This window comes from Bacillus cereus group sp. MYBK220-1 (assembly GCF_051916445.1).
In the GTDB taxonomy this organism is placed as follows: domain Bacteria; phylum Bacillota; class Bacilli; order Bacillales; family Bacillaceae_G; genus Bacillus_A; species Bacillus_A cereus.
The window spans coordinates 102,302-123,475 of record NZ_JBQAGQ010000003.1 but is presented as its reverse complement, the minus strand read 5'-3'; the positions used below and the strand labels follow the sequence as shown (position 1 = coordinate 123,475).

The following is a 21,174-nucleotide window of genomic DNA, read 5'->3' as shown; positions in this document are numbered from 1 at the left end:
AAATAACATAACAAGGACAACCACCCCTGAGAATACAGCATAAATTAATATAATCAGGAGGGCTAATTATGGTTTTATTTATGCTTGGATTATCAGCACTTTTTATGATTCTTGAATGGATTTGTATCGGGTTCGGTATTTGGAAGGGGTTCTTTATTCATTCCTCACGTAAAGAAAAAGCGAAGCAATTATGGCAGTATGGAATACTTGGCGTTGGCTGCTACGGTCTATCTTATCTTTTCTCAGAGATCGGACTTTTTTATTTGCATATGGGTGCATAAAAAAACTCCCTTGTCTACAAGGGAGTTTTTCAATTTATCGAAATGATTATAAGTAAGACTTAATCATCTTACGTGCTTTTTTCATATTGCGTTTTGAAAATACATCTTGTTTACGAGCATATTGATATGCTGCAGCTCCAACACCTAATGCGATTAATGAATTGCGTAGATTCAAAGTAAATCCCCCTTTTCGTTATCCGATCGTTCTTTCATTCTCATCAAATAAATCATCAAGAGAGCTTAATGAACCATCTTCCTCAACTTGATGTGTATGGATTTTCCCCTTTGAAACCGATAATTCGATATAACAATTCCAGCAATAAAATTGGTTGACACCTATTTTTCCAATGTCTTTCCCTTTGCAATTTGGACAAATGAACATATGGCTTTCATCTCCTTACAGTCTCCCAGATTCTATTCGCCATTATGTCCAAACTGCATTCATTTATACATTACTGGAGCCTTTCAACGCTATGCGTTTGAAAGTTTCACTATATAATTTCACCTTGTTACATGAAATCATACGGTGAAATGTTTTCCACGTCCATTTCCTCGCCATTAACTGTGACCATCTGTACTTCTCCTTGTGATTCTTGCAAGCGACTAGCTAAAGTTGTTTGACGCATTGCATCATCAAGGCGATTTACACCAGATTGGAAAGCTGCTTCCTCCCCGCAAATAATAAGGAACTTCTTACTTCTTGTAATACCCGTGTAAATTAAATTACGACGTAACATACGGTTGTAACTTTTCACGATTGGCATAATAACAATCGGAAATTCACTACCTTGTGATTTATGAATGGAACAACAATATGCATGCGTAATTTGATTTAAATCGGGCTTCGTATACGTTACCTCAATTCCATCAAATGAAACGATAATCATATCTTGTTGCTCAACGTTCTCTTTCGCATAAAACACCGAAACAATTTCCCCAATATCACCATTAAACACTTGGCTCTCCGGCTGATTCACGAGTTGCAGTACTTTATCGCCTCTTCGGTACACAACATCACCGTAAGCAATTTCTTTACTCTTTTCCCTCTTCGGATTAAATACTTGTTGCAGCGCTTCGTTTAATACATTAATACCAGCAGGCCCGCGGTACATCGGTGCTAATACTTGAACATCCCTTGCACTAAAGCCTTTTGTTTTAGCATTTTCGCAAACTTTTTTCACAACCTCAACAATTTGAGCCCCTGTACAGCTGATAAACGAACGATCTTTTTTGTTTTGCGCTAAATCTGGTGGTAGAGTTCCATTTTTTATCGCATGGGCAAGTTGAATGACTGATGAGCCTTCCGCTTGACGATAAATTTCAGTAAGCTTCACTGTCGGAACTGCGCCTGCATTTAATAAATCTTTTAATACTTGTCCAGGTCCTACAGATGGCAACTGATCTTCATCACCTACAACGATAACTTGAATATTCGTCGGCAACGACTTAAATAGCTGATTTGCAAGCCAAATATCAACCATTGAGAATTCATCGATAATAAGGAGCTTACCTTGGACAGGATCCGTTTCATTACGCTGGAAAGATCCTTCTGGCGTCCAACCAAGTAAACGGTGAATTGTGCAAGCTGGAAGTCCTGTCGATTCACTCATCCGCTTCGCTGCTCTTCCTGTTGGAGCTGTTAATAGTATTGGAAATGGATTATCATCACTGTATTCATTCGGATTTAACGATAATCCGTGAAGTGACGCATACATTTCAACAATCCCTTTAATAACTGTTGTTTTCCCTGTTCCTGGTCCACCTGTCAATAACATCATCGGTTTATGAAGTGCCGTTTGAATTGCTTCTTGCTGAAACGGTGCATATTGTACGTTCAGTTGTTCTTCAATTTCACCTAACGTTTTTAACACTTCCGCTTCTGGAAATGAAGGTGTTTCTTCTTGATTCATAAGCCTGCGAATAGACTTTACAACACCTTTTTCAGAGTAGAATAACGTCGCTAAATACACTCGTTCTTCTTCTATGATGACTTTCCCTTCACTTTGCATCGTTTCAATACAACCTATAATATCTTCCTCAGTCACTCTTCCTTCTTGATTGTTTAAAAGTGACATCGTTTCTCTTACAAGTTGATCTTTCCTCATATAAACATGACCAAGTTGTAATGAGACATTCTCTAATGTGTAAAAACATCCCGCTCGTACACGGTCGTCATGATTACCCGATATCCCTAACGCACGCCCTATATCATCCGCTCTTCCAAAACCAATCCCGTCCACTTCTTCAATAAGTTGATACGGATTATTACGAATCACTTCTAATGTCATCTCTTTATATTGCTGGTAAATCTTAATAGAAAGTTTCGTTCCAAAACCGTAGCCATTTAAAAAGCTCATTACTTTCTCTAATCCTTGATGTTCAACAATTGTCTCATATATTTCCTGAGCCTTTTGTTTATTAACAACACCATTTAATGCCTCAGGGTCATCCATAATTTTAGAAATAGCATGTTCTCCGAGATGGTCCACAATTTTTTCAGCTGTACGCTTTCCTATCCCTTTAAATAAATCACTCGCTAAATATTGCACCATACCTGCTTTTGTTTGCGGCAATTCTTTTTTAAATGTTTCAACCATATATTGTTTTCCATACTTTGGATGGTCCTTAAAATGACCAGTCAATGTAAACACTTCATCTTCATGCATGCGGGGAAAATGACCGTTTATCATTACTTTCTTTTCGTCATACGTTTCATTCGTTTCAATGACTTTCATACTGACAACGGAATAGAGGTTTTCTTCATTGTGGAAAATGGTATGAAGAACTTGCGCTTTTATAAACTTTTTCTCTTCCTCAAACAAATCCATTGCATGTTGATTTCCCATCTTTCCTCTCCTTTCCGATATTTTCACTTTAATGAGCAGTACATCCCCCACCTTTTTAGATGAGGGATAACTACCCATTAAACTATATTTTTATCTTATTCAGCTTCTTGCTCTAATAAACGAACGCCATTACCCGCTAAAAAGTGATCTGGCTGAATTTCAGTTGCTTTCTTAAATAAAGCGAGAGCCTTCTCATTATTTTCCTCAAATACGTACGCAACACCTAAATTGTAATACGCATCTGCATGCTCTTCATCCATTTCTAATACCTTTTCAAAATAAGGTTTCGCCTCTTGAACATGTTCTAATCGCGCGAAGCAAAGTCCGCACTGGAATACAGCTTCTACATCGTTTTCATCTAATTCTGTTGCTCTTTGTAAGAATGGTAGTGCAAGACGATCATTTCCAAGCTGTACATGTGTGATACCTAACATAAATGTTACATCAGCTGATTGTAATCCAGCTTGCATTGCTTGTTCAAATACAGCTTTCGCCTCAGTAAATTGCTCTTGGCCATAATATACATTTCCTAAACCATAATAGGCAGCTGCAGATTTATCATCTAACTCTAGTGCGCGTTTATAAAATAAAATCGCTCGCTCGCTATCACCTAATACGTCTAATAAATTTGCAAAATTAATGTATCCAAGCGCATCTTTCGGATTTTCTTCGATTGCTTCTGTAAAATTTTTAGCTGCTTCTTCCCAGTTTCCTTCTTGCATATATTGAATACCTGTTTCAAGTTTGTTTGACATGTCCTTCACCTCTACAACAAATTATAACAAAGAATGTATTTTCCAAGCGAACGAAAATTCGCTTTATGTAAAAGAAACCTCTAACCGCTAATCGGCAGAGGCTTCTCGTTTATCCTAAATAATCCAATTTCTTACCACTACGGTATACTTCATCAATTGTAGCACCGCCTAAGCACTCATCTCCATCATAGAAAACGACTGCTTGTCCTGGTGTAATTGCACGAATTGGCTCATCACAAAGAATACGAACTGTATTTTCATCAACGATTTGAACCGTTACTTTATTGTCTTCTTGACGATAACGGAATTTCGCCGTGCACTTAAATTCTGTTTCTTTTTCTTTGTTACTTACCCATCCTACATTCGTAGCAATAACTTCATCACCATATAGAAGTTCGTTATGGAATCCTTGATCAACATATAAAATGTTTTCTTTTAGATTTTTCCCAACAGCAAACCATGGATCACCATTACCACCAATTCCAAGGCCATGACGTTGTCCAATTGTATAATACATTAAACCGTCATGCTTCCCTTTCACTTCACCAGATAATGTTTGCATTACACCTGGTTGTGCCGGTAAGTAGTTACTTAAGAAATCTTTAAAGTTACGCTCACCAATGAAGCAAATACCTGTACTATCTTTTTTCGCCGCTGTCGCTAAGCCAGCTTCTTTCGCCATTTCACGAATTTGCGGTTTCTTTAATTCACCTAACGGGAACATTGTTTTTGATAATTGCTCTTGGCTTAATTGATTTAAGAAATATGTTTGATCTTTATTGTCATCAACGCCGCGAAGCATTTTATATTCGCCGTCCATATAAGCAACGCGTGCATAATGGCCTGTTGCCACATAATCCGCACCAAGCGCAATTGCATGCTCTAAAAATGCTTTAAATTTAATTTCTTTATTACACATTACATCTGGGTTTGGTGTACGACCAGCTCGATACTCATCTAAGAAGTACGTAAATACTTTATCCCAGTATTGTTTTTCAAAGTTTACTGCATAATACGGAATACCAATTTGGTTACACACTTCAATTACATCATTGTAATCTTCTGTTGCTGTGCAGACACCATTCTCATCTGTATCATCCCAGTTTTTCATAAAAATTCCGATTACATCATAACCTTGCTCTTTTAATAAAAGTGCTGCTACAGATGAATCGACGCCACCGGACATTCCGATGACAACGCGTGTTTCGTGAGGTAGTTTGTTCATCATGTCACCTCCCATGCTAATTTTGTGTTAATCGCTTCACGATTTTCACTGTTTCGTACGCCGCTTTTTCAATTTGCTCTTTCGTATTTCCAAGTCCAAAACTAAAGCGTACGGATGAACGTATTTGATCGGAGTCTTTTCCAAACATCGCTACTAATACATGTGATGGATCAATCGAACCAGCTGTACAAGCAGAACCGCTTGATACTGCAATGCCAGCAAGGTCTAAGTTCACAAGAAATGGTTCAATGTTCATTCCTGTAAAACTTACATTAAGTACATGCGGTAAGCGATGTTCTAAGTTTCCGTTTACCTCGAAAGTAATGCCTTCATTTTTGAAGACAGATACCATTATATCTTTAAACTCTTCATATTGGGCATTTTTTTGCTCACGAGTTTTTTCAGCTATAAGAATTGCATGCTGAAGCCCAGCAATACTAGGCACATTTTCCGTACCAGCACGGCGTTTTCTTTCTTGCTCTCCGCCTATTAATAACGGTTCAAATTTCACATTTGCACCAGCGTATAAGAACCCTACACCTTTTGGCCCATTAATTTTATGTGCTGAAATTGATAATAAATCAATTCCAAACTCTTTCACATTAATTTCTACTAAACCGTAAGCTTGTACCGCATCTGTATGGAAATAAGCTTGATGATCTTTTAGCAGCTTTCCTATTTCCACAATTGGTTGCATTGTCCCTACTTCATTATTCCCAAACATAACAGATACAAGAATCGTCTCTTCTGTTAATGCCTTTTGTATGTCAGAAACTTGAATGCGCCCTGTTTCATCGACAGGTAAATATGTCACTTCAAACCCTTCACGCTCTAACAATTCGCACGTATGCAAAATCGCATGATGTTCAATTTGCGTCGTTATTATGTGGTTACCTTTATGACGGTTCGCACGTGCTACACCTATAAGCGCTAAATTATCAGCTTCTGTACCACCGCTCGTAAATATAATTTCATTCGGATTCGCATGAATGCTGCGTGCACACACTCGTCTCGCCTCATCTACTGCATGGCGCGTTTGACGTCCATAAAAGTGAATACTAGACGGGTTCCCGAATATTTCTGTCATATATGGAATCATCTTTTCGACCACTTCTGGGTGAGTCGGAGATGTCGCAGCATGATCTAAGTAAATGCGTTCCATTAAATCTCCTTCTTTCCAAATCGTTTCACAAGGAATTAAATGTAAAACATATAGCCCCCGTGATTTTCTTCCTCATAACGTACTAAATCTTCTAACGTTGTACTATCTAACACTTCTTGTACCGCATCACGAACACGCATCCATAACTGGCGTTGTGCTGGTTCTTCTTCTTCTATCATTTCTACAACACTAATCGGCCCCTCTAATACACGGATTACATCCCCAGCTGTAATGTTAGCCGGTTGATCTGATAGTACATATCCGCCATATGCTCCGCGTGTACTCTTTACTAGACGCGCGTTACGAAGTGGTGAAATTAATTGCTCTAAGTAATGTTCCGATAAGTCATGTGCCTGCGCAATTGATTTTAATGAAATCGGACCTTCACCAAACTTTTTTGCAAGATCGATCATAATTGTTAAGCCGTAGCGGCCTTTCGTTGAAATCTTCATCTATTTTGCACCTCTTTTCAAATTTTCACTTCTATTGGTTATATCTTATTTATAAAAGAACACAATTTAAAATCCTATGAAATTATAGCATAATATAGTATTATAAGAAATTTCAACTTGTGTATCAAAATGATAACATAAAATCACATTGAAAAACTCGGAAATTATTACAATTGAAAGAAAAATGAAAATATTCGTATTCATTTTTCCCATAAAACAGCATCCTATTTCAAATTCCGTAGAAAAAAATGATACGATAGAACGAGATTATATATTAAGGGAGACGGTCCAAATGAAACAACCACTCGCACATCGAATGCGCCCTACAAATATTCAAGAAATTATTGGGCAACAACATTTAGTTGGTGAAGGAAAGATTTTATGGCGAATGGTCCAAGCCAATCATTTTCAATCTATGATTTTATACGGTCCTCCAGGTACAGGAAAAACATCCATTGCCAGTGCAATTGCAGGAAGTACCGGTACCCCGTTTCGTCTATTGAACGCTGTTACTCACAATAAAAAAGATATGGAAGTTGTCGTACAAGAAGCGAAGATGCATCGACACCTCGTTTTAATTTTAGATGAAGTTCACCGTCTAGATAAAGCAAAGCAAGACTTTCTATTACCTCACTTAGAAAGCGGACTTCTTACTTTAATTGGTGCTACGACAAGTAATCCATTCCATGCAATAAACTCCGCTATTCGAAGCAGGTGTCAAATTTTCGAATTACACGCACTAACAGAAGAAGATATTTTAATTGGGTTAAAAAGAGCTTTAGAAGATAAAGAAAAAGGCCTTGGAGAATATGCAGTAACGGTAACAGATGAAGCACTACATCACTTTGCAAACGCCTCTGGTGGTGATATGCGTTCCGCTTATAACGCACTTGAACTTGCTGTATTATCTAGCTTTACTACAGACGATCAAGCGGCTGAAATCACACTCGAGATTGCAGAAGAATGCTTACAAAAGAAGAGCTTCGTCCACGACAAAGGCGGCGATGCTCATTATGATGTATTATCAGCATTTCAAAAATCAGTGCGCGGAAGTGATGTAAATGCAGCACTCCATTATTTAGCACGCCTTATTGAAGCAGGTGATTTACAAAGCATTGGCAGACGCCTTCTTATTATGGCTTATGAAGATATTGGACTTGCTAGCCCACAAGCTGGACCACGTACACTAGCTGCAATTGAATCAGCTGAACGAGTTGGATTCCCAGAAGCACGCATCCCACTTGCAAATGCCGTTATCGAGCTATGCTTATCACCAAAATCAAATTCAGCTTATAAAGCACTTGATGCTGCATTACACGATTTACGCAACGGTCAAACAGGTGACATTCCAAGCCATTTAAAAGATAGTCATTACAAAGGCGCAGAATCACTTGGAAGAGGCATTGGATATTTATATCCGCACGACCATCCAAACGGCTGGGTAAGGCAACAATACTTACCTGATAAAATAAAAAGCAAGCAATATTATAAACCGAAAACGACAGGAAAATTTGAGCAAGCACTTTCTACTGTTTATGAAAGATTACAAACTTCGAATAAAACGAAAAATAAAGGGTAACATAAACGAAAACGTCACCATTATGGAGGCTTCGCTTATGAAAACACGTCAAGATGCATGGACAAAAGAAGATGATCTCCTTTTAGCAGAAACTGTTTTGCGACATATTCGCAGCGGAAGTACACAAATAAAAGCGTTTGATGAAGTTGGCGACGCTTTAAACCGCACTTCCGCAGCTTGTGGCTTTAGATGGAATGCTGAAGTAAGACCGAATTACGAAGATGCGGTGCAGCTTGCAAAAAAACAACGTAAAGAATTAAAACGTTCTGAAGCTAATATAGAAAAAGATCGGTTCACGAAAACGAAACAACTCGTAATTGACGCCGATTTTTCAGAAGATATTACGTCAAGTAAACAAGATCTTACAATGCAAAATGTCATTTCATTTTTACAAAATTTAGAACATAACAATCCTTCACTTGCAAAGTTGCAAACTGAAAATGATGTATTACAAGCTCAACTCACCTCTCTGCAAAAAACGAATCATGAACTTGAAACGAAATTAGCAGTACTCACAAAAAAACAACAAGCAATCGAAGAAGATTACGCGATGCTTGTTCGAATTATGGATCGTGCTCGAAAACTTGTTTCAGTCGAAGAGCAAGAAGAGCAAATTGCCCCAATTTTCAAAACCGATCAAAATGGGAATTTAGATATTATTTATTCTGCAGAGAATTAAAAACAGGGATGTCACTTTTTTAACCGAGTGACATCCCTGTTTGTTTTCGGTGAACCATATATAGATATCGGTAAATGAAATTATATTAACGGTTTTTCGAATATATCTATCACAACTTGCAATATATCAACGATTTTTCAAATTTATCTATCACAACTTGCAATATATCAACGATTCAATAAAGGATATCGATTTAACGACAAAGATTGACAATAACATTCCTCCTTGTCATACAAGGAAACTCCTACAACAGATTAGATATTTTTTACTAAAATGTTATTATAAACATATACCTTTAAAGGGAGATGGTTGCTATTTCATTAATAATCTTCAAAATAACTCTTGGCCTTCTCGTCCTAACTTTAGCTCTTTTCACCATTAACAGTCTAAAAAAGACATCCGCCTATAAATCAGATAAATATGATTATTGCTTACTAACCTTACTTACATTTGAACTAGTAGTGATGCAAATATTCATATTTCTTTAATACATATAAAAAAGCATATATCCAAAATGGATATATGCTTTTCTTTTATTCTTGCCCTACACGTTTCACTTCTACGTTTTTAATGCGTTCACGTACAACGTGACTTGCCATAATTAAGCCTGCCACAGATGGTACGAATGCATTTGATGAAGGCGGTAGTTTCGCCTTACGAATTTTTGCATTCTCGTCTGGTACAATTTCTTTACGTACTTCTTCACGAATTACGATTGGGTTTTCGTCAGAGAAGACAACTTTTACACCTTTTTTAATACCCTCTTTACGAAGCTTCGTACGAATGACTTTCGCAATTGGATCTGTATGTGTTTTAGAGATGTCCGCAATACGGAAACGAGTTGGGTCCATTTTATTTGCTGCACCCATACTTGAGATAATTTTAATTTTACGACGTAAACATTGTTTAATTAAATGAATTTTGAACGTAATCGTATCAGATGCATCCACTACGAAGTCTAAACCGTACTTAAAGAACTCTTCATATGTTTCATCTGTATAAAACATTTCTAGTCCAATTACTTCACACTCTGGGTTAATGTCCGCGATACGCTCTTTCATTAATTCTACTTTTGAACGTCCTACAGTAGATACTAAAGCGTGAATTTGACGGTTTACGTTTGTAATATCTACAACGTCTTTATCAACTAATACGAGACGTCCTACGCCAGAACGTGCTAACGCTTCAGCTGCAAAAGAACCTACGCCGCCAATTCCTAAAATACCGACTGTACTATTTTTTAATATTTCAAGTCCTTCTTTACCAAAGGCTAATTCATTACGTGAAAATTGATGTAACATTCAGCTCTACACTCCTATTACAAAAATGGTCTACCATGTATTCTAGCGTTTTTCCGACTATTTGTATAGAAAAAGTTATAGAATTCCTAAAAATACATATTTCGAGAATGAAAACATAGACCAGAATTTTATTTCTTCCTAAATACACGTTTAAAAAGGAGGATTTAGATAACCGAGCAGATTGAGGCGCTGAAGCCAGGAGGAGCGCAGTGTAGAAATACTACTCGAGCACCGGACTGGCGAGGCAACGATGAGATGCGACAGTTATCTAAACCGGACTTTTTAAACAACCTCTCAAAAAAAGTCTAGACGGTTATAGTATAACCATCTAGACCCTATTCTTACTTCTCTTCTTTCAAGCTTAATTTTAAGTTCAGTTCTTCAAGCTGCGCTTCTGCAACTGGGCTTGGAGCTTCTGTTAATAAGCAGCTTGCGCTTGCTGTTTTCGGGAATGCAATTGTATCACGAAGGTTCGTACGGCCTGCAAGTAACATAACAAGACGATCTAAACCTAATGCGATTCCGCCGTGTGGTGGTGTACCGTATTCGAATGCTTCTAATAAGAATCCGAATTGCTCTTGCGCTTCTTCTTGTGAGAATCCAAGTGCTTTGAACATTTTTTCTTGTACGTCACGCTCGTAAATACGAAGTGATCCACCACCAAGCTCATAACCGTTTAATACAAGGTCATATGCTTGTGCACGTGCTTTTTCTGGTGCTGTTTCTAGTAACTCAACGTCTTCACGGAATGGCATTGTGAATGGGTGGTGAGCTGCGAAGTAACGATCTGCATCTTCATCGTACTCAAGTAGTGGCCAATCAGTTACCCATAGGAAGTTAAATTTACTTTCATCAATTAACTCAAGCTCTTTACCTAGACGTAAACGAAGTGCGCCTAAGCTATCTGCAACAACGCTCTTCTTATCTGCTACGAATAGTAATAAGTCGCCAGCAGTAGCTTCTAATGTGCTCATTAACACATTTGCATCTTCTTCACCGAAGAATTTCGCAATCGGTCCTTTTAGTCCGTCTTCTTCAACTTTAAGCCAAGCTAGACCTTTTGCACCGTATACTTTCACGAATTCAGTTAATGCATCGATGTCTTTACGAGAATATTTACTTGCAGCACCTTTTGCATTAATTGCTTTTACTTGTCCGCCGCTTTCTACAGCACTTGTAAATACTTTAAAGCCACAACCTGCAGCAAACTCAGATAAGTCTGTTAGTTCCATTTCAAAGCGTGTATCTGGCTTATCAGAACCGTAGCGAGCCATTGCATCAGCATATTTCATACGAGGGAATGGTGCACTCACTTCTACACCTTTTGCATCCTTCATAACTTTCGTCATCATACGCTCCATCATATCTAAAATTTCATCTTGTGTTAAGAATGAAGCTTCGATATCGATTTGCGTGAATTCTGGTTGACGATCCGCACGTAAATCTTCATCACGGAAACAACGTGCTACTTGATAGTAACGCTCAAATCCGCCGACCATAAGAAGCTGTTTAAATAACTGTGGTGACTGTGGTAATGCATAGAATTCACCATCATGTACACGACTTGGCACTAAATAGTCACGAGCTCCTTCTGGCGTGCTTTTCGTTAAAATTGGTGTTTCTACTTCTAAGAACTCTTCTGTATCTAAGAAGTTACGAATTGTTTTTGTTACGTCGTGACGCATTTTGAATGTGTTGAACATTACAGGACGACGTAAGTCTAAATAACGATATTTTAAACGCACATCTTCTGATGCATCTGTATCATCAGCAATGATAATTGGCGTTGTTTTCGCTGCATTTAGTACATTTACTTTTGTTGCTTGTACTTCAATACGACCAGTTGCCATATTGTCATTAATTGCGCCTTCACCACGTTCAACAACTGTACCTTCTACGTGTAATACGTATTCGCTACGAATTGTTTCTGCTACTTCTAACGCTTCTTTTGATGTTTCTGGGTTAAATACAACTTGTACGATACCTGTACGGTCACGTAAATCGATAAAGATTAATCCACCTAAGTCACGGCGTTTTTGTACCCAACCTTTTAATTGAACTGTTTGTCCAACAGCTTCTACTGTTACTTTTCCACATGCATGTGTTCTTTCAGCCACTGTAAGTTCCCCCTATATTAATTTCTCTGCTACGTATGAAGCAAATACATCTAACGCTACTTCTTCTTGTTCACCTGTTGCCATATCTTTTAAGTTAATGATGCCTTTATCTAGCTCATCTTCTCCTAATACAGCTACAAATTTCGCCTTTAGACGATCTGCTGATTTAAATTGTGCTTTCATTTTGCGATCTAAATAATCTTTTTCAACTGACAATCCAGCTTTACGAAGATCGAACGCAACTTTTGCAGCATGGTCTTTCGCTTTTTCGCCAAGCGCTACAACGTAACAATCAATGCTATGTTCAAGTGGTAATTCAATGTTTTCAGCTTTTAGCGCCATAATTAAACGTTCAATACTCATTGCAAAACCGATACCTGGCATTTCTGGTCCACCGATTTCTTGTACAAGTCCGTTATAACGGCCACCACCGCTTAATGTAGTGATCGCACCGAAACCTTCTGCCTCACTCATAATTTCAAAAACAGTGTGTTGATAGTAGTCTAAACCACGCACTAAGTTCGGATCTTTTTCAAATGGAACATCCATCATCGTTAATAGTTCTTGAACTTTGTCATAGTATACTGCTGAATCTTCGTTTAAGTATTCTGTAATAGATGGTGCTGTTCCCATTAATTCATGGTTACGGTCCTTCTTACAGTCTAAAATTCGAAGTGGGTTCTTTTCTAAGCGAGATTGACAGTCAGAACAGAATTCGCCGATACGTGGCTCAAAGTGTGCGATTAATGCATCACGGTGTGCTTGACGGCTCGCTGCGTCACCTAAACTGTTTAATACAACTTTAATATTTTTTAAGCCCATGCCGCGGTAAAATTCAACAGCAAGTGCAATTACTTCTGCATCAATTGCAGGGTCATTACTGCCGATTGCTTCGATACCGAATTGTACGAATTGACGATAGCGACCTGCTTGTGGTCTTTCATAACGGAACATTTGACCGATATAGTATAATTTCGTTGGTTGTGTCGCATCACCAAACATTTTATTTTCAACGTAAGAACGTACAACAGGTGCAGTACCTTCTGGACGTAATGTTAAGCTACGCTCTCCACGATCTTGGAATGAGTACATTTCTTTTTGTACGATATCTGTCGTATCACCAACACCGCGTAAAAATAGCTCAGTGTGTTCAAAGATTGGTGTACGAATTTCTTTATAATTGTAACGACGGCAAATTTCGCGTGCTTGCCCTTCGATATACTGCCATAACTCAACAGTGCCTGGAAGAATATCTTGCGTTCCGCGTGGGATTTGAATAGACATATTCAGTTCCTCCTCAAATTGTTTTAATCTTAATAAAAATAAAAAAACTCCCGCCTCTACTGTTTAAACAGTAGGGACGAGAGTATTATACCCGTGGTGCCACCCTAATTGAAGCACGTATGCTTCCACTTTTTTAATAACGCTTAAATATGCGTTCATCCCTACTAAGCATATATGCCGTTCAAGTTGAAACCTCTAGAGTGTCATTCAATCAGTCATCATGCAGAAATGTTTTCAGCCTAAGACATTCCTTCTCTTTCCATGTGTGTCTCATTTACTCTTCTCTATCAACGGTTATATTCATATGTAAATATAAAATTACTATACGTTTGTTAAGTAGGATTGTCAAGTGCTCTAAGAACGTTCAATCTGCTTCTTTAAACGCTTTACATCTTGAAGAGAAATCCCAAACTCCGAAGCAAGCTCCATTGAAGTATTGTTTTGCTCTTTTGAAATAAAATCATGAAAATTCACGTTAAACAGTTGATTTGCACCATTTGTAACAGAATGCCCTTTTTCATTCATACGCATACGTATATCCCTCACATTCAATATGGATGTTTTACTTTTTATTGTTCCATATTGATGAGAGAGTTATACATAACCGAAACTGCTATTGATTCCAAATAAATGAACAAAACATACAACAATGTATAAAAAAGAGAGGATTATATAACCCTCTCTTTTTTATGAACACTATTTACTTTCTACAATTAAGGTCACCGGACCATCATTGATTAAAGAAACGTCCATCATTGCTCCAAACTTCCCTGTTTCCACATGTAATCCTTGTTTACGAACTTCTTCATTAAAGAAATCGTATAAACGCTCTGCATAATCAGGTTTCGCAGCATCCATAAAGTTTGGACGTCTGCCCTTGCGGCAATCTCCGTATAATGTGAATTGCGAAATAGATAGAACTTGTCCTTCTACATCAAGTACAGAATGATTCATCTTTCCGCTCTCATCTTCAAAAATACGTAAGTTTGCAATTTTTTCCGCAATGTAAGTTGCATCTTTTTCTGTATCTTCGTGCGTAATGCCAACTAGTAATGTTAAACCGAACGGAATTTGTCCTACGATCTCACCGTCTACTGTGACAGACGCTTTCTTTGATCGTTGTAAAACAACTCTCATCTTTCTACACTCCCTATTAATGCATCATGCGTCGTACTGCATAAATTTCTGGAACGCGTTTAATGCGTTCTACTACTTTTTTCAAGTGTTGTAAGTTACGAATCGAGATTGACATATTAATTGTTGCCATCTTATTACGGTCACTTCTACCAGAAACAGCTGAAATGTATGTTTTCGTCTCTGTAACAGCTTGCAGTACTTCATTTAATAAACCGCGGCGATCGTAACCTGAAATTTCAATATCAACGTTATACTCAATTTCTTTTTCAGGGCTACCTTCCCACTCTACCTCTAATAATCGTTCTACAGCTTCTTCTGTATGAACATTTACACAATCACGGCGGTGAATTGATACACCTCGGCCTTTCGTAATATACCCAACGATATCATCGCCCGGAACTGGGTTACAGCATTTCGATAAACGGATTAATAAATTATCAGCACCGCTTACCTTTACACCAGAATCCCATTTTCGAATTTTCATCGGTTTACGGACTTCTTTAACTTCAACAATTTCTTCTTCTTCGCGTTGTTTGCGGAACTTGTCCGTTAGTCGCGTAACAATTTGCGAAGCTGTAATTCCGCTATATCCAACTGCTGCAAACATATCTTCTTCATTTGCAAAGTTAAATTTCTCAGCGACGCGTTTTAAGTTATCCGGCGCCAATACTTCTTTCATCTCATACTCTAGACCACGTACTTCCTTTTCAACAAGTTCACGGCCTTTTTCAATATTTTCGTCTCTACGTTGTTTCTTAAAGAATTGACGAATTTTATTTTTCGCATGAGATGTTTGAGCAAGTTTTACCCAATCCTGGCTTGGGCCATATGAATGTTTCGACGTTAAAATTTCAATGATGTCGCCTGTTTTTAATTTATAATCCAGCGTCACCATTTTCCCATTTACTTTTGCACCAATTGTTTTATTCCCAATTTCCGAATGGACACGATACGCGAAATCAATTGGAACAGATCCAAGTGGTAATTCCATTACATCGCCTTTCGGTGTAAAGACGAATACCATGTCAGAGAATAAATCAATTTTTAATGACTCCATAAATTCTTCTGCATTAGAAGCTTCATTTTGCCATTCTAATATTTGACGGAACCATGTGAGTTTCTTCTCTAATGTACCTGTTGTTTCTGCTGTTTTTCCTTCTTTGTATGCCCAGTGTGCCGCGATCCCAAATTCTGCAATTTCATGCATTTCTTTCGTACGAATTTGCACTTCAAGTGGATCACCTTTCGGTCCAATTACAGTCGTATGAAGAGATTGATATAGATTTGCTTTTGGCATTGCAATATAATCTTTAAAACGACCTGGCATCGGCTTCCAGCACGTATGAATAATTCCAAGCACCGCATAACAATCTTTAATACTATTTACAACGACACGTACAGCTAATAAATCGTAAATTTCATTGAACTGCTTATTTTGCAGTGCCATTTTACGATAAATACTGTAAATATGTTTCGGTCTTCCAGAAATCTCAGGTTGAATTGCAACTTCTTTTAATTTCTCACGAATACCAGTCATTACTTCGTCTAAATATTCTTCACGTTCTGCACGTTTACGCTTCATTAAATTTACAATACGATAATATTGTTGTGGATTTAAATAGCGAAGTGACGTATCCTCTAGCTCCCATTTAATAGTACTAATTCCGAGTCTATGTGCCAAAGGTGCAAAGATTTCTAACGTTTCATTCGCTATGCGACGCTGCTTCTCTTGAGGCAAATGTTTCAATGTACGCATATTATGAAGACGATCAGCTAGTTTAATTAAAATAACTCGAATATCTTGAGCCATTGCAATAAACATTTTGCGATGGTTTTCTGCTTGTTGTTGTTCGTGAGATTTATATTTGATCTTCCCAAGCTTTGTAACGCCATCAACAAGCATAGCAATTTCTTTGTTAAATTCCCGTTCAATATCTTCTAACGTAATCTCTGTATCTTCCACTACATCATGTAAGAAACCTGCTGATACCGTAGCTGGATCCATGTGTAAATCAACTAAAATACCTGCAACTTGAATCGGATGAATAATATACGGTTCACCCGATTTTCTATATTGTTCGCTATGCGCATCACGTGCATATTCATAGGCACGTGCCACTAGCTCAATATCTTCATCCGCTAAATATTGACTTGCTTTCTCGAGTACCTGTTCAGCTGTTAGTACCTGCTCATTTGCCATCGAATCACCTTTTATTGAAAATTGACTTTATCTTTATTTAATAGAATAAATTATATTCTATCATTATAACCCAATGATTGTGAATTGTGAAAAGGAAAAGATTTTACTGACATTTCACCATAATTTTTTGTTCAATTATACAAAAGTACCCGCTCCTCTCCAAGAGATTCACGGGTACTTTTTATCACCGTAGTTTTACCTATATAGTGATTAGTATTTTTCTAATACTAATACATCGTAACCATCTAACATTTTACGACCATCTAAGTAAGTAAGTTCTACTAAGAATGCAATTCCTGCTACAACTCCGCCTAGCTCTTCAACTAACTTAATTGTCGCTTCGATTGTTCCACCTGTAGCTAATAGATCATCTGTAATTAATACGCGCTGACCTGGCTTAATTGCATCTTTATGGATTGTTAAAACATCTTTACCATATTCTTTACCGTAGTCAACTGTAATTACTTCACGTGGTAATTTTCCTAATTTACGAACTGGCGCAAATCCTACTTCTAACGCATAAGAAACTGGGCAACCGATAATGAAACCACGAGCTTCTGGTCCTACTACAACATCGATATCTCTTTCTTTTGCGTACTCAACGATTGCGTCTGTTGCTGCTTTGTATGCTTTACCGTCATTCATTAAAGGTGTAATGTCTTTAAACACAATACCTTCTTTCGGATAATCCGGTACAATTGCGATATGTTGCTTGAAATCCATATTTCTGAATCCTCCTCAGATCTAAAAGGTTTGTAAATACAAATCCTTTACCCTAACTGTTCTACTTCTTTATGATTACGAATCGTTTCAAACCATGTATATAGTTGCTGATATGTGCTATAAACCAATTCTTTTTCTAATTGTAAGTGGTTCATTTTCTCACGATATGTGTTCGATTCAATTAAATCACGCTTTTGTTTTTTGTCTGCCATAAAAATGACGCCATCTTTTATTGTAACAAATTCTAACTCAAAAAACACCTGTGTCATGAAATTTACTGTATCTTTTGACCAACCTTTATGACGACATAGTTGTTCTCCATATTGTCTTAAAGAAAATGGTGTTTTTTGGCTTAAGAAAGAATAGTACCATTTAAAGTGTTCTCTCGTCGGAACTGTACTAAATAAGTGGTTATTCTCTTGATAAAATAGCGTATAAATTCGCGCTGGGAATCCTACCTTAAATAGCTCACGTAATTCATCTGTTCCTTTTGGTAAATCAAGTAACACGATATATTGATCATCTAAATGCGTTACTTCTGAAGCATGCATGAGCTTTTCTTTATAGCTCTCTAAAGAAAATTTATTCAATACCTCTTCAGAAAAATACACCATTGTTATTTTTTCTTTCGGAAGTTCTGCTAAATTTGCTTCTGCATTACGCATACTACGCCAATCAAATAATTGCCACGCCTCTACAGCAATATCTTGTACCATTAATTGTGGCTTCTTAAAATTATTCCATTCATTGATGGATGCTTCTCCTATTACAGATACTTTTGCAACTGGAGAGATTTCTTTCGCATATGCACCAAAACCAAATCCAATTGTATCCAGTGTTGCTTGTCCATCACGAAGAGCCATTTTTAAATGAGAGCCATCTGATCCGATCGCGCGAATACTTTCTAACTCTGCATCTTTCACTGCAATACGTGGTTTCGGATTTCCAACACCAAACGGGGCTAGTTTTTGCATATCTTCAATTGCCGCTAGTGTTACATCCTCTACTTTACAAAAAACATCAACTGCTGTAATTGGAATAAAATCTTCTTCTGTTAAAATTGCATCTGCTTGTTCATTTAAGCGGCGACGTAATTCATCTACATCATTCATATGTAGCGTCATTCCCGCTGCCATCGGATGCCCTCCAAAGTGTGGCAATAACTCTCTACAATCTGATAAATTTGCAAACAAATCAAATCCTGCAATACTACGCGCTGAGCCTTTTGCTGTTTCTTTTATAGGATCAATGCATAATACAATAGTCGGACGATAAAAACGTTCAACTAATTTAGAAGCGACAATCCCAATTACACCCGGATTCCAACCTTCTTTTGCAAGTACTAACACTTTGTTTTCTTCTGGCGGAAAGTTATTTTCAACTTCAGCGATAGCCTCTTCTGTAATTTGCTTTACAATATCTTTTCGCAGTTTGTTCAGCTCATCAATTTCTTCGGCCAACTCTTTCGCTTCCTCAGGATCATCTGATAATAAAAGGTGTACAGCCGGCGTTGCATCTTCTAAACGCCCGACCGCATTAATACGCGGTGCAATTGAGAAGCCAATACTCTCTTCTGTAATTTCACTTTGCGAAACGTTAGCAACTTTAAACAATGCCTTTAAACCAATATTTTTCGTCATACGCATATGTTTTAAACCGCGTTTCACTAGCAACCTATTTTCACCATGAAGTGACACTAAATCAGCTACTGTACCGATTACTGCAATCTCTAATAAATGTTCTGGTACACGGCCTAATAGTGCATGCGCAACTTTAAACGCAACACCTACACCAGCTAAATAGTGAAACGGATATACACCGCCATCTAATTTCGGATGTATAATCGCAAGTGCTTCTGGCAATTCTGGCGGTGGCTCATGGTGATCTGTAATAATTAGATCTATTCCAAGCTCTTTCGCTACATTCGCTTCATGTACTGCTGCGATGCCAGTGTCGACAGTAATAATCAGTGAGAACCCTGCGCTATGCGCCCAACGAAACGCTTCTTCGTTCGGCCCATACCCTTCTGTAAAACGATTTGGAATATAAAATTCTACTTCTGCACCTAATTCTTGAAGAGCAAGATATAAAACTGTCGTACTACTTACTCCGTCCGCATCGTAATCACCAAATATTAATATTTGCTCTCCATTTTGAATCGCCTTATTTACACGTTCTACCGTTCTATCCATTCCTTCTAATAAAAATGGATCATGAAATTCTTGATTTTCTGTATTTAAAAAATCTAAAATCTTATCTTCTGTATCGAGTCCTCTACCGAGGAATAACGAAACGACAAGTGGCGATAACTGTAATTTACTTGCTAATTCACTCACTCGCTCGTCATTATATTCTTTTTCTTTCCAACGCGTCTTCGGTTGTAACACGAAATCACCCCTTAACCTGTTCATTATACAAGACAGATTAAGGGGTGACAATATAATGCAAACTACGATGCAATATCTATATACTAAAATGTTAATGATGTTTAATTTGGAGAATACGGATTTATATGTACGAATACATTTTGTACATTATCTTGTTTCATAAGTATTTCTTTCACATGTTTTCCAATACGGTGTCCTTCTTCTACAGTAATGTATGGATCTACAGACACTTTAATATCGACAATAACATAATGACCATGCTCCCGTGCATATAAAGAACCAATTTTTTTCACACCATCTACTTGAAGAACTGCTTCTCTAAGCGGAATAACATCCTCCTCATGAAGAACATGGTCAAGCGTTGCATGAATTGCTTCCGCTCCAATGCTCCACGCCATTTTTACAACAAGAAGTGAAACAACTAATCCTGCAATTGGATCAGCGTATACAAGCCAGTCTATACCAAGCTTACCACCGATTATAGCTGCACAAATACCGATTAAAGCTGCAATTGAAGAAAATACATCCGAACGGTGCTCATATGCATTTGCAATAATTGCATCACTGTTTACTCTTTTCCCTAATCGGAATTTATATTGAAACATTCCTTCTTTCACGACGATTGAAAGAACAACAGCAAATATCGTAATTCCTTTCGGCGGTTCTAGTTCTTGCGAAAAAGCTTTTATAGACGAAATCGCGATTTCAAGTCCCACGATAAATAATAATACCGCTACAATAATCGCTGAAATCGATTCCGCTTTACCATGACCATACGGATGATCCTCATCAGGTGGCTGCTTTGCCGCTCGCAATCCAAAAAGTACAGCTAGCGAACCAATTACATCTGATGCAGAATGCACGGCATCCGCTAACAGTGCTTTACTGTTCCCAATATAACCAATTACCGCCTTTACAATCGCTAATATAATATTACCAACGATCCCGACAATAGCACCAAACTCGGCCTGTTTAAAACGTTCATCTTTTTCCATAATTAAAATCCCTTCTTTTCTTAACCTATCTTTTTATTTTAACAAAAACAG

19 protein-coding genes and 1 other annotated feature are annotated in these 21,174 nt (G+C 37.6%); of the genes, 3 read left to right on the top strand and 16 right to left on the bottom strand.

From position 1 onward, the window contains the following. Positions 1-68: 68 nt before the first annotated feature. Positions 69-281, top strand: coding sequence for a hypothetical protein (locus ACTFRU_RS14270; RefSeq protein ID WP_000242535.1), 213 nt, complete (start codon positions 69-71; stop codon positions 279-281). Between the two features lie 46 nt (positions 282-327). Here the strand turns inward: ACTFRU_RS14270 and ACTFRU_RS14265 are convergent, their stop codons facing one another. From ACTFRU_RS14265 to cymR, 7 genes are all read right to left on the bottom strand, one after another. Continuing rightward, positions 328-456, bottom strand: a complete 129-nt coding sequence (locus ACTFRU_RS14265) for a YrzQ family protein (protein ID WP_001053553.1) — start codon at positions 454-456, stop codon at positions 328-330. Positions 457-474: 18 nt separating this feature from the next. Next, positions 475-663 carry a hypothetical protein gene (locus ACTFRU_RS14260; RefSeq protein ID WP_000469281.1) on the bottom strand — a complete coding sequence of 63 codons (189 nt, stop codon included), beginning with the start codon at positions 661-663 and terminating at the stop codon, positions 475-477. A gap of 127 nt (positions 664-790) precedes the next feature. Next, a complete protein-coding gene (gene recD2, locus ACTFRU_RS14255; protein ID WP_000528082.1) occupies positions 791-3,127 on the bottom strand; it encodes an SF1B family DNA helicase RecD2 in 2,337 nt (778 codons plus the stop codon). Positions 3,128-3,222: 95 nt separating this feature from the next. Then, positions 3,223-3,882: a tetratricopeptide repeat protein gene (locus ACTFRU_RS14250; protein ID WP_000066409.1), complete on the bottom strand. Its 660-nt coding sequence runs from the start codon at positions 3,880-3,882 to the stop codon at positions 3,223-3,225. Between the two features lie 109 nt (positions 3,883-3,991). Then, positions 3,992-5,107 carry a tRNA 2-thiouridine(34) synthase MnmA gene (gene mnmA / locus ACTFRU_RS14245; RefSeq protein WP_001038010.1) on the bottom strand — a complete coding sequence of 372 codons (1,116 nt, stop codon included), beginning with the start codon at positions 5,105-5,107 and terminating at the stop codon, positions 3,992-3,994. Between the two features lie 16 nt (positions 5,108-5,123). Beyond that, positions 5,124-6,269 carry a cysteine desulfurase family protein gene (locus ACTFRU_RS14240; protein WP_000439882.1) on the bottom strand — a complete coding sequence of 382 codons (1,146 nt, stop codon included), beginning with the start codon at positions 6,267-6,269 and terminating at the stop codon, positions 5,124-5,126. Positions 6,270-6,304: 35 nt separating this feature from the next. Further along, positions 6,305-6,721: a cysteine metabolism transcriptional regulator CymR gene (cymR, locus tag ACTFRU_RS14235; RefSeq protein ID WP_000704116.1), complete on the bottom strand. Its 417-nt coding sequence runs from the start codon at positions 6,719-6,721 to the stop codon at positions 6,305-6,307. Positions 6,722-7,013: 292 nt separating this feature from the next. On the opposite strand from cymR, the gene ACTFRU_RS14230 reads away from it, so the two are divergent. Together ACTFRU_RS14230 and ACTFRU_RS14225 are read left to right on the top strand one after the other, a co-directional pair. Next, entirely contained in the window at positions 7,014-8,300 is a 1,287-nt protein-coding gene (locus tag ACTFRU_RS14230; RefSeq protein ID WP_000812943.1) for a replication-associated recombination protein A, read from the top strand. A 37-nt stretch (positions 8,301-8,337) separates the two neighbouring features. Continuing rightward, entirely contained in the window at positions 8,338-8,979 is a 642-nt protein-coding gene (locus ACTFRU_RS14225; RefSeq protein WP_000857710.1) for an RsfA family transcriptional regulator, read from the top strand. Between the two features lie 533 nt (positions 8,980-9,512). On the opposite strand, the gene ACTFRU_RS14220 is transcribed toward ACTFRU_RS14225, so the two are convergent. From ACTFRU_RS14220 to ACTFRU_RS14180, 9 genes are all read right to left on the bottom strand, one after another. Beyond that, positions 9,513-10,280, bottom strand: a complete 768-nt coding sequence (locus ACTFRU_RS14220; RefSeq protein ID WP_000903179.1) for a tRNA threonylcarbamoyladenosine dehydratase — start codon at positions 10,278-10,280, stop codon at positions 9,513-9,515. A gap of 341 nt (positions 10,281-10,621) precedes the next feature. After that, positions 10,622-12,397 carry an aspartate--tRNA ligase gene (aspS, locus tag ACTFRU_RS14215; RefSeq protein ID WP_000840898.1) on the bottom strand — a complete coding sequence of 592 codons (1,776 nt, stop codon included), beginning with the start codon at positions 12,395-12,397 and terminating at the stop codon, positions 10,622-10,624. Between the two features lie 12 nt (positions 12,398-12,409). Further along, entirely contained in the window at positions 12,410-13,681 is a 1,272-nt protein-coding gene (gene hisS, locus ACTFRU_RS14210; RefSeq protein WP_000027084.1) for a histidine--tRNA ligase, read from the bottom strand. Between the two features lie 69 nt (positions 13,682-13,750). Continuing rightward, positions 13,751-13,981: a binding site (T-box leader), on the bottom strand. Between the two features lie 54 nt (positions 13,982-14,035). Beyond that, positions 14,036-14,212: a hypothetical protein gene (locus tag ACTFRU_RS14205; RefSeq protein WP_001242605.1), complete on the bottom strand. Its 177-nt coding sequence runs from the start codon at positions 14,210-14,212 to the stop codon at positions 14,036-14,038. A 165-nt stretch (positions 14,213-14,377) separates the two neighbouring features. Beyond that, positions 14,378-14,818: a D-tyrosyl-tRNA(Tyr) deacylase gene (locus tag ACTFRU_RS14200; protein WP_001266965.1), complete on the bottom strand. Its 441-nt coding sequence runs from the start codon at positions 14,816-14,818 to the stop codon at positions 14,378-14,380. Between the two features lie 16 nt (positions 14,819-14,834). Continuing rightward, entirely contained in the window at positions 14,835-17,018 is a 2,184-nt protein-coding gene (relA, locus tag ACTFRU_RS14195; protein WP_001262795.1) for a GTP diphosphokinase, read from the bottom strand. A gap of 210 nt (positions 17,019-17,228) precedes the next feature. After that, a complete protein-coding gene (locus tag ACTFRU_RS14190; protein WP_000346215.1) occupies positions 17,229-17,741 on the bottom strand; it encodes an adenine phosphoribosyltransferase in 513 nt (170 codons plus the stop codon). Positions 17,742-17,788: 47 nt separating this feature from the next. Next, the gene (gene recJ / locus ACTFRU_RS14185) at positions 17,789-20,128 is read right to left on the bottom strand and encodes a single-stranded-DNA-specific exonuclease RecJ (RefSeq protein ID WP_006926735.1); all 2,340 of its coding nucleotides are present in this window, start codon (positions 20,126-20,128) and stop codon (positions 17,789-17,791) included. Positions 20,129-20,229: 101 nt separating this feature from the next. Continuing rightward, the gene (locus ACTFRU_RS14180) at positions 20,230-21,123 is read right to left on the bottom strand and encodes a cation diffusion facilitator family transporter (RefSeq protein ID WP_000409743.1); all 894 of its coding nucleotides are present in this window, start codon (positions 21,121-21,123) and stop codon (positions 20,230-20,232) included. Between the last annotated feature and the right edge of the window lie 51 nt (positions 21,124-21,174).

Coding starts and splice junctions, on each gene's coding strand:
- ACTFRU_RS14270 (WP_000242535.1), top strand. CDS start 69: ATGGTTTTATTTATGCTTGGATTATCAGCACTTTTTATGATTCTTGAA.
- ACTFRU_RS14260 (WP_000469281.1), bottom strand. CDS start 663: ATGTTCATTTGTCCAAATTGCAAAGGGAAAGACATTGGAAAAATAGGT.
- recD2 (WP_000528082.1), bottom strand. CDS start 3,127: ATGGGAAATCAACATGCAATGGATTTGTTTGAGGAAGAGAAAAAGTTT.
- ACTFRU_RS14250 (WP_000066409.1), bottom strand. CDS start 3,882: ATGTCAAACAAACTTGAAACAGGTATTCAATATATGCAAGAAGGAAAC.
- mnmA (WP_001038010.1), bottom strand. CDS start 5,107: ATGAACAAACTACCTCACGAAACACGCGTTGTCATCGGAATGTCCGGT.
- ACTFRU_RS14240 (WP_000439882.1), bottom strand. CDS start 6,269: ATGGAACGCATTTACTTAGATCATGCTGCGACATCTCCGACTCACCCA.
- cymR (WP_000704116.1), bottom strand. CDS start 6,721: ATGAAGATTTCAACGAAAGGCCGCTACGGCTTAACAATTATGATCGAT.
- ACTFRU_RS14230 (WP_000812943.1), top strand. CDS start 7,014: ATGAAACAACCACTCGCACATCGAATGCGCCCTACAAATATTCAAGAA.
- ACTFRU_RS14225 (WP_000857710.1), top strand. CDS start 8,338: ATGAAAACACGTCAAGATGCATGGACAAAAGAAGATGATCTCCTTTTA.
- ACTFRU_RS14220 (WP_000903179.1), bottom strand. CDS start 10,280: ATGTTACATCAATTTTCACGTAATGAATTAGCCTTTGGTAAAGAAGGA.
- hisS (WP_000027084.1), bottom strand. CDS start 13,681: ATGTCTATTCAAATCCCACGCGGAACGCAAGATATTCTTCCAGGCACT.
- ACTFRU_RS14205 (WP_001242605.1), bottom strand. CDS start 14,212: ATGCGTATGAATGAAAAAGGGCATTCTGTTACAAATGGTGCAAATCAA.
- ACTFRU_RS14200 (WP_001266965.1), bottom strand. CDS start 14,818: ATGAGAGTTGTTTTACAACGATCAAAGAAAGCGTCTGTCACAGTAGAC.
- relA (WP_001262795.1), bottom strand. CDS start 17,018: ATGGCAAATGAGCAGGTACTAACAGCTGAACAGGTACTCGAGAAAGCA.
- ACTFRU_RS14190 (WP_000346215.1), bottom strand. CDS start 17,741: ATGGATTTCAAGCAACATATCGCAATTGTACCGGATTATCCGAAAGAA.
- ACTFRU_RS14180 (WP_000409743.1), bottom strand. CDS start 21,123: ATGGAAAAAGATGAACGTTTTAAACAGGCCGAGTTTGGTGCTATTGTC.